16 protein-coding genes and 1 pseudogene are annotated in these 17452 nt (G+C 42.1%); 16 read left to right on the top strand and 1 reads right to left on the bottom strand.

Annotation, left to right across the window (positions count from 1 at the left end; all coding sequences use genetic code 11):
• Positions 1-10 precede the first annotated feature (10 nt).
• From ACSLGF_RS09000 to mtaB, 10 genes are all read left to right on the top strand, one after another.
• Positions 11-343, top strand: coding sequence for a YqxA family protein (locus ACSLGF_RS09000; RefSeq protein WP_456004511.1), 333 nt, complete (start codon positions 11-13; stop codon positions 341-343).
• Between the two features lie 168 nt (positions 344-511).
• Positions 512-2350 (top strand): translation elongation factor 4, encoded by a 1839-nt coding sequence (gene lepA, locus ACSLGF_RS08995; protein WP_099726591.1) that lies wholly within the window; start codon positions 512-514, stop codon positions 2348-2350.
• 114 nt (positions 2351-2464) lie between these two features.
• Entirely contained in the window at positions 2465-3604 is a 1140-nt protein-coding gene (gene hemW / locus ACSLGF_RS08990) for a radical SAM family heme chaperone HemW (protein ID WP_456004508.1), read from the top strand.
• 81 nt (positions 3605-3685) lie between these two features.
• Entirely contained in the window at positions 3686-4717 is a 1032-nt protein-coding gene (gene hrcA, locus ACSLGF_RS08985; RefSeq protein ID WP_456004505.1) for a heat-inducible transcriptional repressor HrcA, read from the top strand.
• Between the two features lie 63 nt (positions 4718-4780).
• Entirely contained in the window at positions 4781-5338 is a 558-nt protein-coding gene (grpE, locus tag ACSLGF_RS08980) for a nucleotide exchange factor GrpE (RefSeq protein WP_099726594.1), read from the top strand.
• 29 nt (positions 5339-5367) lie between these two features.
• The gene (gene dnaK, locus ACSLGF_RS08975) at positions 5368-7206 is read left to right on the top strand and encodes a molecular chaperone DnaK (protein ID WP_456004502.1); all 1839 of its coding nucleotides are present in this window, start codon (positions 5368-5370) and stop codon (positions 7204-7206) included.
• 164 nt (positions 7207-7370) lie between these two features.
• Positions 7371-8504: a molecular chaperone DnaJ gene (gene dnaJ, locus ACSLGF_RS08970; protein WP_456004499.1), complete on the top strand. Its 1134-nt coding sequence runs from the start codon at positions 7371-7373 to the stop codon at positions 8502-8504.
• A 22-nt stretch (positions 8505-8526) separates the two neighbouring features.
• Positions 8527-9462: a 50S ribosomal protein L11 methyltransferase gene (gene prmA, locus ACSLGF_RS08965; RefSeq protein WP_230030409.1), complete on the top strand. Its 936-nt coding sequence runs from the start codon at positions 8527-8529 to the stop codon at positions 9460-9462.
• Between the two features lie 23 nt (positions 9463-9485).
• Positions 9486-10256, top strand: coding sequence for a 16S rRNA (uracil(1498)-N(3))-methyltransferase (locus ACSLGF_RS08960; protein WP_456004497.1), 771 nt, complete (start codon positions 9486-9488; stop codon positions 10254-10256).
• A complete protein-coding gene (gene mtaB / locus ACSLGF_RS08955; protein ID WP_456004755.1) occupies positions 10256-11614 on the top strand; it encodes a tRNA (N(6)-L-threonylcarbamoyladenosine(37)-C(2))-methylthiotransferase MtaB in 1359 nt (452 codons plus the stop codon). The genes ACSLGF_RS08960 and mtaB overlap by 1 nt, the downstream gene beginning before the upstream one ends.
• A 41-nt stretch (positions 11615-11655) precedes the next feature.
• Here mtaB and ACSLGF_RS08950 read toward each other — a convergent pair whose 3' ends face one another.
• Positions 11656-12582, bottom strand: coding sequence for a Na/Pi symporter (locus ACSLGF_RS08950; protein ID WP_456004495.1), 927 nt, complete (start codon positions 12580-12582; stop codon positions 11656-11658).
• A 181-nt stretch (positions 12583-12763) separates the two neighbouring features.
• Here ACSLGF_RS08950 and rpsU point away from each other — a divergent pair, with 181 nt between their 5' ends.
• From rpsU to ACSLGF_RS08920, 6 genes and pseudogenes are all read left to right on the top strand, one after another.
• Complete coding sequence (gene rpsU / locus ACSLGF_RS08945; RefSeq protein WP_003152957.1) at positions 12764-12937, top strand: 30S ribosomal protein S21; 174 nt, start codon at positions 12764-12766, stop codon at positions 12935-12937.
• A 14-nt stretch (positions 12938-12951) separates the two neighbouring features.
• Positions 12952-13401 carry a GatB/YqeY domain-containing protein gene (locus tag ACSLGF_RS08940; protein ID WP_249705052.1) on the top strand — a complete coding sequence of 150 codons (450 nt, stop codon included), beginning with the start codon at positions 12952-12954 and terminating at the stop codon, positions 13399-13401.
• Positions 13402-13542: 141 nt separating this feature from the next.
• A complete protein-coding gene (locus ACSLGF_RS08935) occupies positions 13543-14856 on the top strand; it encodes an NfeD family protein (RefSeq protein ID WP_456004492.1) in 1314 nt (437 codons plus the stop codon).
• A gap of 27 nt (positions 14857-14883) precedes the next feature.
• Positions 14884-15876 carry a flotillin-like protein FloA gene (floA, locus tag ACSLGF_RS08930; RefSeq protein ID WP_099726603.1) on the top strand — a complete coding sequence of 331 codons (993 nt, stop codon included), beginning with the start codon at positions 14884-14886 and terminating at the stop codon, positions 15874-15876.
• 31 nt (positions 15877-15907) lie between these two features.
• Positions 15908-16402 carry a hypothetical protein gene (locus ACSLGF_RS08925; protein ID WP_456004490.1) on the top strand — a complete coding sequence of 165 codons (495 nt, stop codon included), beginning with the start codon at positions 15908-15910 and terminating at the stop codon, positions 16400-16402.
• A 114-nt stretch (positions 16403-16516) separates the two neighbouring features.
• Positions 16517-17452, top strand: a pseudogene (locus ACSLGF_RS08920) (IS3 family transposase); the annotation flags it as partial.

Raw genomic sequence — 17452 nt, 5'->3', positions numbered from 1 at the left:
GGTGACGGATATGGGCTCATTTATTGGAAAAACCATTATTTTAGGATTGGTTTTGCTGTTTGGTGTCTTTTTAGGAATGCAGCAAGCCAATCACGGTATGCTGCAAATGAAGGGCTACCATGATCCGCAATTAAAAGGGGCTTTCTCTATTCAAATGAACGACGATCAAGAAAGAGAAGCTTCTATCTTAGGAACGGCTGTCACAGAAAAAGATTTAGCTGAAAAACAAAAGCAGCTTGAAGAAATAGAGAGCTTTAATGCCTTCTCCAAGGCCGGAAAAGCCTTATCTGATGGCATGACACGCGCAGCCCGTTCTCTTTATGATTGGGTGAATGGCAAATAACCATTCAATTTAGCACCACCATGGATTTCATTTCATGAGATATCACCCTTTTGAGAAAAGCCGCTTACACCGATGAGCGGCTTTTCTTGATTTCGATTGAATCTTTACAGCCCTATTGATATAATCTAACCTAGCGCAACCCGCGTTTTATAGTAGGAGTGATAGATTGTGACAGATAAAGAAAAACGATTAGAACGGCAATCAAGAATTCGAAATTTCTCCATTATCGCCCATATTGACCATGGGAAATCCACATTGGCGGACCGTATTTTGGAAAAAACAGCGGCGATTACTCAACGAGAAATGAAAGAACAATTACTTGATTCCATGGACTTAGAGCGTGAACGCGGCATTACGATTAAATTAAACTCTGTCCAGCTGAAATATAAGGCGAAGGATGGAGAAGAATATATTATGCACCTGATTGATACACCAGGGCATGTCGACTTCACCTATGAGGTATCCCGAAGCCTAGCTGCCTGTGAAGGGGCGATTCTTGTTGTAGATGCGGCACAAGGAATTGAAGCACAGACACTTGCGAACGTTTATTTAGCTCTTGATAACAACTTAGAAATTCTGCCGATTATCAATAAAATCGATCTGCCAAGTGCAGAGCCTGAGCGTGTAAGAGAAGAAATTGAAGATGTCATCGGTTTGGATGCGTCTGAAGCTGTTCTGACCTCTGCTAAGGCGGGCATTGGGATCGAGGATATTTTAGAACAAATCGTAGAAAAAGTACCGGCTCCAGCTGGAGATCCAGAAGCACCGCTTCAAGCCCTTATTTTTGACTCCCTTTATGATGCGTATCGAGGCGTTATTGCGTACATACGAATAGTTGAAGGAACAGTAAAGCCAGGTCAGAAAATCAAAATGATGGCGACAGGCAAAGAATTTGAAGTGCTTGAAGTCGGCGTTTTCACACCGAAAGCAATGCCAACAGACGAACTTACCGTTGGAGATGTTGGCTACTTAACAGCTGCGATTAAAAATGTCGGTGATACACGTGTAGGGGATACGATCACAAGTGCGGAGAACCCTGCGAAAGAAGCACTGCCAGGATACAGAAAGCTGAACCCAATGGTGTACTGCGGACTTTATCCAATTGACACAGCGAAATATAACGACTTACGTGAAGCGTTAGAAAAGCTTGAATTAAATGATTCTTCACTTCAATATGAGGCAGAGACATCCCAAGCACTTGGCTTCGGTTTCCGCTGCGGCTTTCTTGGAATGCTTCATATGGAAATCATCCAAGAACGGATTGAACGTGAATTTAAAATTGACCTCATTACGACAGCACCAAGTGTTATTTACGATGTGTATATGACAGACGGAGAAAAAATCGTTGTAGATAACCCGTCCAATCTGCCTGATCCGCAAAAGATTGAACGAATTGAAGAACCATACGTGAAGGCAACAATGATGGTGCCGAATGATTATGTAGGCTCTGTTATGGAGCTTTGCCAAGGAAAGCGTGGTAATTTCATTGATATGCAATATCTTGATGCAAACCGCGTCAGCATTGTTTACGAAATTCCTTTGGCAGAGATCGTATACGAATTTTTTGACCAGCTAAAGTCCAATACAAAAGGGTATGCGTCCTTTGATTATGAGCTGATTGGCTATCGTCCATCCACTCTAGTGAAAATGGATATCATGCTAAATGGCGAAAAAATCGATGCCCTTTCCTTCATTGTTCACCGCGATTATGCATATGAACGAGGAAAGCTCATTGTAGAAAAGCTGAAAGAACTCATTCCACGCCAGCACTTTGAAGTACCAGTTCAGGCGGCGATCGGTCAAAAAATCGTTGCTCGATCTACTATTAAAGCGATGCGTAAAAACGTACTTGCTAAGTGTTATGGTGGAGATATTTCCCGGAAAAGAAAGCTTCTTGAGAAGCAAAAAGAAGGGAAAAAGCGCATGAAGCAAGTGGGCTCTGTTGAAGTCCCGCAAGAAGCATTTATGGCTGTCCTGAAAATGGACGACAGCACACCGAAAAAATAATATCCTCAAGGCAACCTGCTTTACAATGCACGCCTTGACGTTTATAGTCGAAAACAAACAAAGTTGCCGCAGCGATAAACTGCGGCTCTTTACCTGTAAAGAAGGTGTCATCAAATGAAAGCAGCATATATTCACATTCCATTTTGTGAGCACATTTGTCACTATTGTGATTTCAATAAATTTTTCATTAAAACGCAGCCAGTAGATGAATACTTAGCCGCTCTTGAAAAAGAAATGCAGCACACGATCGAGCAAAAAGGCGAGCAAGAACTAAAGACGATCTTTATTGGCGGGGGAACCCCGACATCACTGACAGTCAGCCAGCTAGATCAGCTCATGGACAGTATTCACCGCGTATTAAAGCCGACAAAAAATCTGATTGAATTTGCAGTTGAAGCAAACCCAGACGAACTATCGCTTGATAAGCTGCATGTCCTGAAATCAGCAGGCGTGAATCGGCTGAGCTTTGGCGTACAAACATTTGAAGACGATTTGCTCAAAAAAATCGGACGAGTTCATCAACAGAAAGATGTCCTAACGTCTTTCGAACGAGCAAGAGCGGTTGGGTTTGACAACATTAGTCTCGACCTCATGTTTGGTTTGCCTCATCAAGAAAAGCACCATGTCATGAATTCACTTGAGACGGCTTTTTCATTAGGTGCAGAGCACTATTCTGTCTATTCACTCATTGTGGAGCCGAAAACGGTTTTTTACAACTTAATGCAAAAAGGCAAACTGCATTTGCCGCCGCAAGAACGTGAGGCTGAAATGTATGAGCTTATCATGGATGAAATGGAGCGCCACGGATTAAAGCAATATGAAATTAGCAATTACGCCAAAGCGGGCTTTGAAAGCCAGCATAACCTCACATATTGGAGCAATGAAGATTACTTCGGTTTTGGTGCAGGGGCGCACGGCTATGTAGATGGTATCCGAAATGTGAACGCTGGACCAGTGAAACATTATTTGGAACTGATTGAACAAACAGGGTTCCCATATAAGGAAACACATCAGGTGACAAAAGCAGAACAAATCGAAGAAGAAATGTTTTTAGGTCTCCGGAAAATCGAAGGTGTTAAAAGCGCCCATTTCCAAGCGAAATATGGAGCAACGCCAGAGGCGCTCTTTTCCACTGTTCTTGAAGAATTAGAAGAAAAAGGTCTCCTTGTACAAGATGACATTGGGATTCGTTTAACAAGAAAAGGAAAATTGTTAGGAAATGAAGTATTTCAAGCGTTTCTCGGTGAGTTATAATTGACATTTTAATTTGAGTTTGGTAATTTTGTTTATACAATTAGCACTCGTTGGAAGAGAGTGCTAACAGGGGTGATGATGATGTTAACAAATCGTCAGCTTTTGATTCTGCAAGTCATCATTAATGACTTTATTCGTTCGGCGCAGCCAGTTGGATCAAGGACTCTTTCTAAAAAAGAAGACATCACATTCAGCTCTGCGACGATTAGAAACGAAATGGCTGATTTGGAGGAACTTGGTTTTATTGAAAAGACCCATTCTTCGTCAGGAAGAATTCCTTCCCAAAAAGGATATCGCTATTATGTAGATCATTTGCTCTCTCCGCGAAAACTGTCATCTAAAGAGCTTGTGCTCATCCAGTCAGCTTTTCAGGAGAAAATTTTTGAGCTGGAAAAAACAGTTCAAAAATCGGCGGAAATTTTATCAGATCTCACAAACTATACATCGATTGTGCTGGGTCCAAAGCTAAGTGAAAATCGATTAAAGCAAATTCAGCTTGTCCCTGTTCAGCCAAACAAAGCAGTGGCGATCATGATTACAGACAGCGGCCATGTTGAAAACAAAACCATTACCTTCTCTGAGCATCTCGATGTCTCCGATATTGAGAAGCTGATGAATATTTTAAACAGCCGCTTAGCAGGAATCCCGATGGATCAGCTGAAGGACAGGATGTACAAAGAAGTTGTCATGCTGCTTCGCATGCATTTAAAAGATTATGATCATATTTTAGATGCGCTTGGCAACACATTTACATCGACACAAAATGAATCAAAACTTTTCTTTGGCGGGAAGATTAATATGTTGAATCAGCCGGAGTTTCATGACATTGACCGCATTCGTTCACTTATGATGCTTATTGAGCAAAAGAATGATGTCATGCAGCTGTTTCATCCAAATCAGCAAGGAATCACCATTAAAATTGGCTCAGAAAACAATTTGGAAGCAATGGAGAATTGCAGCTTAATCACAGCGACCTATTCGATTGATCAAAAATCTCTCGGCTCCATTGCCGTCATCGGTCCAACCCGCATGGATTACGGCCGGGTCGTCAGTCTCCTGCATCATGTATCAAAAGACTTGTCAAACGCACTTTCCAATTTGTATGATGAGTAGGGTGATGAAAAGCGGGGGCGCAGCCCCTTCGTATTCTTGAATCTTTTGAGGGAGGTGAACACAATGTCAGAAGAAAAACAGACACCTGAGCAAGAAGCAGAGGTTGAAGCACAAGAAGAAGCAGTTCAAGCAGATACTGAGGAAGTAATGCATGATGAACAGTCTGCCTTCCAAGAGAAAATCGATGAATTGCAGCAGCTTCTAGACGAAAAAGAAAACAAAATTCTGCGTGTTCAAGCAGATTTTGAAAACTATAAACGCCGTGCTCGAACTGAAGTGGAGACCGTGCAAAAATATCGTTCTCAACATGTTGTCAGCGATCTTCTCCCAGCTCTTGACAACTTTGAAAGAGCGCTTGGAATCGATCCAGACAATGAGCAGACGAAAAGTTTGTTAGAAGGAATGCAAATGGTTTACCGCCAGCTGGTAGAAGCGTTGAAAAATGAAGGCGTTGAACCAATTGAAGCTGTCGGCAAAGAGTTCGATCCAAACCTTCATCAAGCCGTCATGCAAGTTGAAGATGAAAACTTCGATTCAAATATCGTTGTAGAAGAATTGCAAAAGGGCTATAAACTCAAAGACCGAGTCATTCGTCCATCAATGGTAAAAGTAAATCAATAACTACATAACATAATGGGAGGTCATCGAATATGAGTAAAATCATTGGGATTGACTTAGGAACAACAAACTCATGTGTTGCAGTACTTGAAGGCGGCGAGCCAAAAGTCATTGCAAACGCTGAAGGAGCACGTACAACACCATCTGTTGTCGCTTTTAAAAACGGAGAGCGCCAAGTAGGTGAAGTAGCAAAACGTCAATCAATTACAAACCCGAACACAATCATGTCTGTGAAAAGACATATGGGTACTGATTATAAAGTAGAAGTTGAAGGCAAGAACTATACACCGCAGGAAATCTCTGCAATCATTCTTCAACATCTTAAATCTTACGCTGAAGGCTATCTTGGCGAAGAAGTAACAAAAGCTGTGATCACAGTTCCTGCTTACTTCAATGATGCAGAACGTCAAGCAACAAAAGATGCGGGTAAAATTGCTGGTCTTGAAGTAGAACGTATCATTAACGAACCAACAGCAGCTGCACTTGCTTATGGTTTAGATAAAACAGAAGAAGATCAAACGATTCTTGTATACGATCTTGGCGGCGGTACATTTGACGTTTCAATCCTTGAACTTGGAGACGGCGTCTTTGAAGTACGCTCAACTGCTGGGGACAACCGCTTAGGTGGAGATGATTTTGACCAAGTCATCATTGATCACCTAGTGGCTGAATTCAAAAAAGAAAATGGCATTGATCTTTCTAAAGATAAAATGGCGCTTCAGCGTTTAAAAGATGCTGCTGAAAAAGCGAAAAAAGATCTTTCAGGTGTATCATCTACACAAATTTCACTGCCATTTATCACAGCTGGAGATGCAGGACCTCTTCACCTTGAGTTAACGTTAACTCGTGCTAAATTCGAAGAACTATCTTCTGAGCTTGTCGAGCGTACAATGACACCTGTACGTCAATCACTTAAAGATGCTGGTTTATCTGCTAGCGAGATTGATAAAGTCATCCTTGTTGGTGGATCAACCCGTATTCCTGCAGTGCAAGAAGCGATCAAAAAAGAAACAGGTAAAGAGCCTCATAAAGGTGTAAACCCTGATGAAGTAGTTGCACTTGGTGCAGCGATCCAAGGTGGAGTGATCACAGGGGATGTGAAAGACGTTGTTCTTCTTGACGTAACACCACTTTCTTTAGGAATTGAAACAATGGGCGGCGTATTCACGAAGCTGATTGAACGTAATACAACAATTCCAACAAGTAAATCTCAAGTGTTCTCAACGGCTGCTGACAACCAAACAGCTGTAGACATCCACGTCTTACAAGGTGAGCGCCCAATGGCTGCAGATAATAAAACATTAGGCCGCTTCCAATTGACTGATATCCCGCCAGCACCACGCGGCGTACCGCAAATCGAAGTATCTTTTGATATCGATAAAAACGGTATTGTGAACGTACGTGCGAAAGATATGGGTACAGGCAAAGAGCAAAACATCACAATCAAATCTTCTTCAGGTCTTTCTGATGATGAGATCGAAAAAATGGTCAAAGAAGCAGAAGAAAATGCTGAAGCAGATGCAAAGAAAAAAGAAGAAATCGAAGTGCGCAATGAAGCAGATCAATTAGTGTTCACAACTGAAAAAACATTAAAAGATCTAGAAGGCAAAATCGATGAAGAGCAAGTCAAAAAAGCAAATGATGCGAAAGATGCTTTAAAAGCTGGGATCGAAAAAGGCGAGCTTGAAGACATCAAAGCGAAAAAAGATGAGCTGCAAACAATCGTTCAAGAATTAACGACAAAGCTCTATGAAGAAGCTGCAAAACAAGCACAAGCTCAGCAAGAAGGCGCTGAAGGTGCTCAAAAAGCAGATGACAATGTAGTGGATGCAGAATACGAAGAAGTAAACGACGATCAAGAGAAAAAATAATCACCTTTACTTTTGAAAAAGACTGCTGAAACGTACTCGTCAGAAAGTCAAAGTCAGGATCTCTTGGCTTTGACTTTTTTCTTTTCAACATGAAAAGGAATTGAAAAAGGTTAAATCAAAGTGATACAATCGTATTTATGTGAGAAAATCGGGAGTGTGAAGAGATGAGTAAGCGTGATTACTATGAAGTGCTTGGCGTTGGTAAGAACGCCTCAAAGGACGAAATCAAAAAGGCATACCGCAAGCTTTCAAAAAAGTATCACCCTGATATTAATAAAGAAGCTGGCTCAGATGAGAAATTCAAAGAAGTAAAAGAAGCCTATGAAACCATTTCTGACGATCAAAAACGTGCGCATTATGATCAGTTCGGTCATACCGATCCAAACCAAGGCTTTGGCGGCGGCGGTTTTGGTGGAGGGGGAGACTTTGGCGGCTTCGGCGGCTTTGATGACATCTTCTCTAGTATTTTTGGCGGCGGTGCCAGAAGAAGAGATCCAAATGCACCGCGTCAAGGAGCGGACCTTCAATATACAATGACGCTTTCGTTTGAAGAAGCGGCATTTGGGAAGGAAGCGACCATTGAAATTCCTCGTGAAGAATCTTGTGAAACATGTCATGGCTCAGGTGCAAAGCCTGGGACGCAAGCGAAGACATGTTCACATTGCGGCGGTTCTGGCCAATTAAATGTCGAGCAATCAACCCCATTTGGTAAAGTCGTCAACCGCAGAGTATGTAATTACTGTAGCGGAACAGGAAAACAAATTGACCACAAATGTTCAACATGCGGTGGATCTGGTCAAGTGCGTAAGCGTAAGAAAATCAACGTAACGATCCCGGCAGGTGTTGATGATGGTCAGCAGCTCAGAGTATCTGGTCAAGGTGAACCAGGTGTAAATGGAGGACCTCCAGGCGATCTATTCGTTGTGTTCCATGTACGTGCGCATGAATTCTTCGAACGTGACGGAGATGACATTTACTGCGAAATGCCGCTTACCTTCGCGCAAGCTGCATTAGGCGACGAAATTGAAGTGCCGACATTACACGGAAAAGTAAAATTAAAAATTCCTGCAGGCACTCAAACTGGAACAAAGTTTAGACTCAAAGGAAAAGGTGTGAAAAATGTACGCGGCTATGGCCAAGGCGATCAGCATATCGTTGTACGTGTCGTCACACCGACGAATTTAACTGACAATCAAAAAGATATCATTAGAAAATTTGCTGAAGTGAGCGGAAATAAACCAGACGAACAAGAAATGAGCTTCTTCGATAAGGTAAAACGCGCATTTAAAGGCGAGTAAGACGGATAAGGAGTTGGTAGTATTGAAGTGGTCAGAGATTAGCGTCCATACAACAAATGAAGCGGTGGAACCGGTCACCAATATTTTGCATGAAGCAGGTGCAAGTGGTGTCGTGATTGAGGACCCGCTTGATTTAATCAAGGAACGTGAAAATGTATACGGTGAGATCTACCAGCTCGATCCGAATGATTATCCGGATGAAGGGGTTATTGTGAAAGCCTATCTTCCGATGAATAGCTTTTTGATGGAAACGGTAGATGAGATCAAAGAAGCCATCAACAATCTTCTTCTATACGATATTGACCTTGGACGAAATACGCTGTCCATTTGTGAAGTAAATGAAGAAGAATGGGCAACCGCATGGAAGAAATACTATCATCCTGTGAAAATCTCTGAAAAATTCACCATCGTTCCAACGTGGGAAGAATATACACCTGTTCATTCTGATGAACTGATCATTGAAATGGATCCTGGAATGGCATTTGGAACAGGTACGCATCCAACGACAGTCCTTTGCATTCAGGCGCTTGAGCGCTATGTGAAGGAAAACGATACGGTGATTGATGTTGGAACAGGATCTGGAATTTTAAGTGTTGCAGCAGCGATGCTTGGTGCAAAGGACATTCAGGCCTTTGATCTCGATACCGTTGCGGTTGAAAGTGCGAAGCAGAACATCGAACTAAATGGTGTTAGTGAACAAGTGACTGTGAAACAAAACAATCTACTTGATGGTATCTCAGGTGAACGTGATGTGATCGTTGCCAACATTCTTGCAGAGGTCATCTTACGCTTTACAGATCAAGCATATGACTTATTGAAGAAAGATGGCTATTTCATTACATCAGGCATCATCGGACAAAAGAAATTACAAGTCAAAACGGCTTTAGAAGAAGCTGGTTTTGACATTGTTGAAGTGCTGTCAATGGAAGATTGGGTCAGCATTATAGCGAAAAAATAAAGCGAGTAGGTGTCAGGACACGTATGCAACGATATTTTATCGACCTCACGAAAGAAGAAGTGATGGCAAAGGGAGCCAGCGTCATAAAAGGTGAAGATGTACATCACCTTTCAAATGTCATGCGAATGAAAGCAGGGCAGGAAATCCTTTGCTTAACGACAGACGGCTTTGAAGCGCTCAGTAAAATTGATAAAATAACAAAGGAAGAAGTGATTTGTCACCTTGAAGGCTGGACGAATCAGAACAGAGAACTTCCGATCAGCGTAACGATAGCGAGTGGTCTGCCAAAAGGAGATAAGCTTGAGCTGATTATCCAAAAAGGCACCGAGCTTGGCGCAAGTGCTTTTGTCCCGTTTCAAGCGGCTCGTTCTATTACAAAGCTTGACCAAAAAAAGTCACATAAAAAACGTGAGCGCTGGGAGAAAATTGCGAAGGAAGCAGCCGAGCAGTCCTACCGGAATATCATTCCCCGTGTCCATCCAGTATCAACGTTTAAAGAGCTGACACAGTTGGCTGATGAATTCGATAAATGTGTCGTTGCATACGAAGAATCATCGAAAGAAGGAGAGCAAAGCCGATTTCAAACTGTGCTTCAACAGATGAAAGGCGGACAAACCTTATTAGTGGTTTTTGGCCCTGAAGGCGGTTTGGCAGAAAAGGAGATTGAAGAGCTTGAAACGCTTGGTGCAGTCATTTGCGGGCTCGGACCACGCATTTTAAGAACAGAAACAGCTCCTCTTTACGCGCTTTCTGCTATATCTTATCAAACAGAGTTATTAAGAGGTGAATCATGATGGGAACAGTAGCGTTCCATACACTTGGCTGTAAGGTCAATCACTATGAAACAGAAGCCATCTGGCAGCTGTTTAAAGAAGCTGGCTATGAAAGAAAAGATTATGAATCAAAAGCAGACGTATATGTGATTAATACATGTACGGTCACGAATACAGGCGATAAGAAAAGCCGCCAAGTCATTAGAAGAGCCATTCGTCATAACCCGGATGGTGTCATTTGTGTAACAGGCTGTTATGCGCAAACGTCTCCGGCAGAAATCATGGCGATCCCTGGCGTTGATATTGTGGTTGGAACACAAGACAGACATAAATTGCTTGGTTATATTGAAGAATACCGCAGAGAAAGACAGCCTATTAACGGAGTTGGCAATATCATGAAAGCACGGGTGTTTGAAGAGCTGGATGTTCCTGCCTTTACAGATAGAACGCGTGCGTCATTAAAAATCCAAGAAGGCTGTAACAATTTCTGCACATTCTGCATCATTCCGTGGGCTCGCGGACTTCTTCGTTCTCGTGATCCTGAAGAGGTTATCAATCAAGCGCAGCAGCTTGTTGATGCCGGCTATAAAGAAATTGTGTTAACCGGCATTCATACAGGCGGATACGGAGAAGACCTAAAGGATTATCACTTTGCTAAGCTTCTGAAAGAATTAGATGAACGTGTCATCGGCTTAAAACGAATCCGCATTTCATCAATTGAGGCAAGTCAAATTACAGACGAAGTGATTGAAGTGCTGGATCAGTCAGATAAAATTGTCAGACACCTGCACATTCCGCTTCAATCTGGCTCTAATACTGTGCTGAAAAGAATGCGCCGTAAATATACGATGGAATTCTTTGCAGAGCGTTTAACAAAGCTGAAAAAAGCATTGCCAGGCCTGGCGGTGACTTCTGATGTGATTGTTGGATTCCCTGGGGAAACAGAAGAAGAGTTTATGGAAACGTACAATTTTGTCAAAGACCATCAATTCTCTGAGCTCCACGTATTCCCTTACAGCAAACGTACAGGTACTCCGGCTGCAAGAATGGAAGATCAAGTGGATGAACATGTGAAAAACGAACGCGTTCACCGATTGATCGCTCTTTCTGACCAGCTTGCGAAAGAATATGCATCGGCATATGAAGGAGATGTCCTAGAGATTATTCCAGAAGAATCCTTCAAAGAACAAGATGGAGAACACAATCTTTATGTTGGTTATACAGATAACTATATGAAGGTCGTTTTTGAAGGATCAGAAGATATGATCGGTCGATTGGTGAAAGTGAAAATCACGAAAGCTGGCTACCCTTATAACGAAGGACAGTTCGTTCGTATGAGTGAAGACATTCAACCAGACGAAGTGAGAATGACATCATAAGAGAGACAAGAACCGGCTGCCACTAGGGGGCCGGTTTTCTTTTATGTTTGATTTGGTAAAAGGAACAAAATCATTGCATGAAAGGGGCGGATGAGCGGGAAGAACAATAACGAGCTGGCGACATTAAACAATAGACTGAAATGCGCGATTTGCTGTGCTGGAGAGCTCGCTAAAAGTGCGACAAATTGCGTTATGAGTGTGAGAAATGGCAGGCATAATAAAACCCCAAGAACATTAAATACAACATGTGCATAAGCCGTTTGACGTGCTGCCAATCCGCCAGAGATCGCAGCCATGACAGCTGTAATGCATGTGCCAACATTCGATCCTAATACAAAGCTGATTCCCTCCTGCAACGCCACAGTCCCTTCATTCATAAATCCCATTAAAATACCAATGCATACAGAGCTTGAATGAACAATGGCAGTGAGGATTGTGCCCGACAGAATTGCTGTCCAATCTGAGTGCTGCATCATTTCAAGAAAACGTAGCGTTTCCGGTTGACTTGTCATCATACCCGCAATTTTTGAAAAGCCTTGAATGCAAAAAAAGATCATCCCAAGACCAAATAGACTTTTTCCTGCATGCCTGAAGGACCTTTGACCAAAAATGATACATACAAGACCGGTAGCAATTAAAACCCACATGAACACGTCCATTTTAATCGCGATAAATTCTGTCGTGAACGTGGATCCGATATTGGTCCCAAGGATCATTGGAATTGATTTTTTGAAAGTCAGAATGCCTGTACTCACAAAGCCGATGACAATGACCATAAACGCCGAACTGCTTTGAAGCACGCCTGTAAACACAATACTGACCAAGAATGCTTTCACCGGGTGATCTGTAAAGAGAAGAAGCGATTTCTCAATACGAGACGATGTCAGTGCCATTAATCCTTTTCTCAGCAAACCCATTGACCATAAAAAAATGAAAATAAGTGCACAAAAATAAATGATCGCCATCATAGAAAAGTCCTCCTCTTACCAATGAATATATGGACTTGTCTACCTGCTCATGACGAAAATATATTTCCAAATCACTTAGTTGACCTCACACTAGGCTTATATTATAATGTCTAGGTACATGTTTGCATGTATATCTTTTTTTAATGCAGTCGATTGGTGTATTCGGAGGGAGGGAAAGAGAATGTCAAAAACGGTCGTTAGAAAAAACGAATCGCTTGAAGATGCTCTTCGTCGCTTTAAACGCAGTGTATCCAAAACTGGAACATTGCAAGAAGCAAGAAAGCGTGAATTTTATGAAAAGCCTAGCGTAAAGCGCAAGAAAAAGTCCGAAGCTGCTAGAAAACGTAAATTTTAAAAGAGGGTGGATTTATGAGTCTTCTTGAGCAATTAAATTCTGATATGAAGCTGATGATGAAAAACCGTGAGAAAGACAAGCTTGCTGTCATTCGAATGGTAAAGGCTTCACTACAAAATGAAGCAATTAAGCTTAAGAAAGACAGTTTGACCGGCGATGAGGAACTGACCGTTCTTTCTCGTGAGATTAAGCAACGTAAAGACTCCCTCCATGAATTTTCGAAAGCTAATCGCTTAGATTTAGTAGATAAAGTTCAAAAAGAGATTGACATCTTAGACGTTTATTTACCTGAACAGCTTTCTGAAGAAGAACTGCAAACGGTCGTGAAAGAAACGATCGCTGAAACAGGTGCTTCATCGAAGGCTGATATGGGTAAAGTGATGAGCGCTATTATGCCAAAAGTAAAAGGTAAAGCTGATGGTGCTGTCATTAACAGACTTGTCAGCGAGCAGCTGTCTCAATAAAAAAGTATCCTTCTATTGTTAGAAGGGTACTTTTTTTGTGCCACCATCAATCTGTCATATAAAAATGAAACCTATGATACATTTGTAACGTATGTAAAGGAACGGTAAAATAAAAGAAAGAGAGGAGGGATCACCAAATAGATGAAAAAAATAAAAATTTCTATTGCTCTCTTCAGTTGTTTTATAATATGCTTGTTATTAGGGGTTCAATTGACCGCGAAATCAGCAGATCAGAAAGTTCATGTCATTCCAATTGAAGATACAGTAGAAAAGGGACTTTCTAAATTCATTGAACGATCATTTGAGCAAGCAAAGTCGGAACGGGCGAAACATATTATTTTCGACATCAATACACCAGGTGGTGCAGTTGATGCGGCGCTTGAAATCGCAGATACCATTCGTGCGTCTGATATCCCTGTGACAGCGTTTGTCAATCATAGAGCGCTTTCAGCCGGGGCCTTCCTTGCATTAAATGCCGACCAAATTTATATGACCCCGAACGGAAAGATGGGGGCTGCTGCGATCATTGATGGAGAAGGCAATGCTGCCGATCAAAAATCTGAATCTCTATGGCTTGCTGAAATGAGTGATGCTGCCGAAAAGCAGGGGCGTGATCCAAAGTATGCTCTTGCGATGGCAGATGTAGATATAGATGCAAAAGAAGCCGGTGCACCAAAAGGAGAATTGCTCACCTTCAACACAGACCGGGCGCTTCAATTCGGTTATGCAGAAGGAGAAGCGAAAAATCTGGATGACTTGCTTCAGAAGCTGAACTTAGCAGACACTTCTGTTCAATACGATGAAGTGAGCTTTGCTGAAAAGGTTGCGCGTTTTCTCACGCATCCAATCGTCATTCCAATCCTTTTATCCATCGCAAGCTTAGGGTTAATTGTTGAGCTATATTCTCCCGGCTTTGGGGTCCCAGGCACCATGGGAGTCACAGCGCTTCTTCTATTCTTTTATGGTCATCTCGTGGCAGGTTTTGCAGGATATGAGACGTTGTTCCTGTTTTTAGCAGGGATTGCACTCATTATTCTGGAATTGTTTTTGCCAGGGGGAATCTTAGGTGCCATTGGACTAATCTGTGTTGTTGTCAGCTTATTTTTAGCAGCTGGAAGCTTTACAGAAATGGCGATTTCCATCTTGATTGCCACTGCTGTTTCAATCATAGCAGTTATTTTATTGACAAAGGTGTTGGGGAAACGTATGAAATTTTTTAAAAAGTTCATTTTAACCGATTCAACCAATAAAGAAAGTGGTTATGTCTCAAATGAAACAAGAGAGGATCTTGTTGGACAAATCGCAGTGACAGCAACAGCACTTCGTCCATCCGGTACGATTGTACTCGGAGATGAGCGTATTGATGTTGTGTCAGAAGGTGCATTTATCGACAAGGATGAACAAGTAAAAATTGTCAAAGCGGAAGGCTCACGCATTGTCGTGAGGAAAGTATAGATATACTGATTTTATAGGAGGAATAAAATGGATCCATCTACTTTACTATTATTTGTGATTATCGCAGCAGGTTTGATCGTTCTATCGATCTTCTTCACCTTTGTACCGGTGATGCTGTGGATTTCTGCCCTAGCGGCTGGCGTAAGAGTGAGCATTTTTACACTTGTAGGAATGAGACTTCGCCGAGTAATTCCAAACCGAGTGGTCAACCCGCTCATCAAAGCACATAAAGCAGGTCTTGATGTGACGATTAACCAGTTAGAAAGCCACTACCTTGCAGGTGGTAACGTTGACCGTGTTGTGAATGCATTGATCGCGGCTCAACGTGCGAATATCGAATTGAACTTTGCACGCTGTGCAGCGATCGACCTAGCAGGCCGTGACGTACTTGAAGCTGTACAAATGAGTGTAAACCCTAAAGTGATTGAAACACCATTTATCTCAGGTGTTGCGATGGACGGGATTGAAGTGAAAGCAAAAGCACGTATTACAGTTCGCGCAAACATCGAACGACTTGTTGGTGGTGCAGGGGAAGAAACAATCATTGCTCGTGTAGGTGAAGGGATTGTCTCTACAATCGGTTCATCAAATAATCATAAAAAGGTTCTAGAAAATCCTGATATGATTTCTCAAACGGTTCTTGGTAAAGGATTAGATTCAGGTACTGCGTTTGAAATTCTCTCGATTGATATCGCAGATGTTGATATCGGTAAGAACATTGGGGCTATTCTGCAAACAGACCAAGCAGAAGCAGACAAAAACATTGCACAGGCTAAAGCGGAAGAACGCCGCGCAATGGCTGTTGCACAAGAACAAGAAATGCGTGCAAAAGTTGAAGAAATGCGCGCGAAAGTAGTAGAAGCAGAGGCTGAAGTACCACTTGCAATGGCTGAAGCACTACGCGAAGGCAATATTGGAGTCATGGACTACATGAACATTAAGAATATCGATGCTGATACGGATATGAGAGATTCATTTGGTAAAATGACAAAAGGTCCATCTGATCATGAAAACAAATAAGCATCCTCTCACGCTTTAAGGAGGGAGCCCATTGGACATTCTATTTGAAAACCCGCTACTAATTGCGATTATCATCGGTATCATCTCTGCTGTCTTTGGGAAAATCGGCAAACAAGAAGAGAATGAACAAAAGAACCAGCAAAACAAGCCGGCTCCTCAGCGTAAGCCAATGCCCCAAAAGCAGCAAACAAAACAAAAAAGTCCAGACCTAGTCGTGACGGACCACGATTTTGGCGATGTACATGATCATGGCGGGATGAAGAAAAACACATCGCAGTCCTTACAAGATCGCTATACGGATACACTTGCTGAAATGGAAGAAAGAAAAAGTGAGTTAAACAAAGAGTTTCAATCGCTTGAAAGGCAGCTGACAAGGCCGAAAGCCTCAGCTGTGGAAATGAAGCCGCACATCATTGACAAGGTCAACCAAAACACTGTTGTTCAAGGCATGCTTCTTGGCGAAGTATTTGGAGAGCCCCGCGCTAAAAAACCGCATCGAACGATGAAACGGCCATATAAAAGGTAAGAAGAAAGCTCCCTTGTAGGGACTGACCCCATAAAGTGAGACAAATAAAAAACACCTTCAAGTTTGAAAACGGATCGTTGTTATCCGAAATAAGACGTGGAGGTGTTTTTTTCTATGGGGACAAGAGTGAGTTATCCGGTTGAAGTCAAACGGAAGGCTGTAGAAATGAGATTGGCAGGCGTACCTATGAAAGAGATCATGCGGGAATTGAATATCAGGAATAAGACACAGGTTCAGACATGGGTGAGGTGGTATAAGGCTGGGGATATACACCGATTCGAACAGCCTGTTGGAAAACAATATACCTATGGAAAGGGCCCCGAGTACTCTTCCGAATTAGAGAGACTACAGGCAGAAAATCGCTATCTGAGACAACAGAATGAAGTTTTAAAAAAGTACAACGAATTGGAAAGGAAGTTGATAAGGAAACGTCAATCGAACTGGTAGAAGAATTGCGCAAAACGATGACGGTACAGGACATCTGTGTCCCTTTAGGCATCTCACGCACTTCGTATTATAGATGGAAAAAGGATCTGACTCAGAATCATTCTAAGAGACAACTAGAGAAACAAATCGGCACGTTGTGCCGAAAGCACAAGTATCGATATGGATATCGAAAAATCACAGCCATACTAAAAATGAGAATGCGTATTAACCATAAAACTGTTCAACGTATCATGCAGAAAAACCAGTGGCAGTGCCGGGTTAAAATGAAAAAGCGTAAGAAGAATGGGCAGCCCTATGCCGTGGCCGGTAATATACTGGATCGGAACTTTCAGTCTGATCGCCCTCTTGAAAAACTAGTAACGGACATCACGTATTTGCCTTATGGACAGAAACAATTGTATCTTTCCAGTATATTGGATTTATATAATGGAGAAGTGATTGCTTTTACGATTGGTGATAAGCAGGACACAGACTTTGTCTTAAACACACTTCATCAGCTCCCAGCACTGCCTGAGAACTGCGTGTTACATAGCGACCAAGGTTCTGTGTATACATCTTACGAGTATCAGAAAGCTGTTCATATAAAAGGCATTACCATGAGCA

It is taken from the genome of Bacillus sp. A015 (genome assembly GCF_053851875.1).
Note: the sequence above shows the minus strand (reverse complement) of the source record. Positions and strands in the feature narration are given on the sequence as shown.

Coding starts and splice junctions, on each gene's coding strand:
- dnaK (WP_456004502.1), top strand. CDS start 5,368: ATGAGTAAAATCATTGGGATTGACTTAGGAACAACAAACTCATGTGTT.
- hrcA (WP_456004505.1), top strand. CDS start 3,686: ATGTTAACAAATCGTCAGCTTTTGATTCTGCAAGTCATCATTAATGAC.
- dnaJ (WP_456004499.1), top strand. CDS start 7,371: ATGAGTAAGCGTGATTACTATGAAGTGCTTGGCGTTGGTAAGAACGCC.
- rpsU (WP_003152957.1), top strand. CDS start 12,764: ATGTCAAAAACGGTCGTTAGAAAAAACGAATCGCTTGAAGATGCTCTT.
- ACSLGF_RS08935 (WP_456004492.1), top strand. CDS start 13,543: ATGAAAAAAATAAAAATTTCTATTGCTCTCTTCAGTTGTTTTATAATA.
- ACSLGF_RS09000 (WP_456004511.1), top strand. CDS start 11: ATGGGCTCATTTATTGGAAAAACCATTATTTTAGGATTGGTTTTGCTG.
- ACSLGF_RS08950 (WP_456004495.1), bottom strand. CDS start 12,582: ATGATGGCGATCATTTATTTTTGTGCACTTATTTTCATTTTTTTATGG.
- mtaB (WP_456004755.1), top strand. CDS start 10,256: ATGGGAACAGTAGCGTTCCATACACTTGGCTGTAAGGTCAATCACTAT.
- ACSLGF_RS08940 (WP_249705052.1), top strand. CDS start 12,952: ATGAGTCTTCTTGAGCAATTAAATTCTGATATGAAGCTGATGATGAAA.
- hemW (WP_456004508.1), top strand. CDS start 2,465: ATGAAAGCAGCATATATTCACATTCCATTTTGTGAGCACATTTGTCAC.
- ACSLGF_RS08960 (WP_456004497.1), top strand. CDS start 9,486: ATGCAACGATATTTTATCGACCTCACGAAAGAAGAAGTGATGGCAAAG.
- floA (WP_099726603.1), top strand. CDS start 14,884: ATGGATCCATCTACTTTACTATTATTTGTGATTATCGCAGCAGGTTTG.
- grpE (WP_099726594.1), top strand. CDS start 4,781: ATGTCAGAAGAAAAACAGACACCTGAGCAAGAAGCAGAGGTTGAAGCA.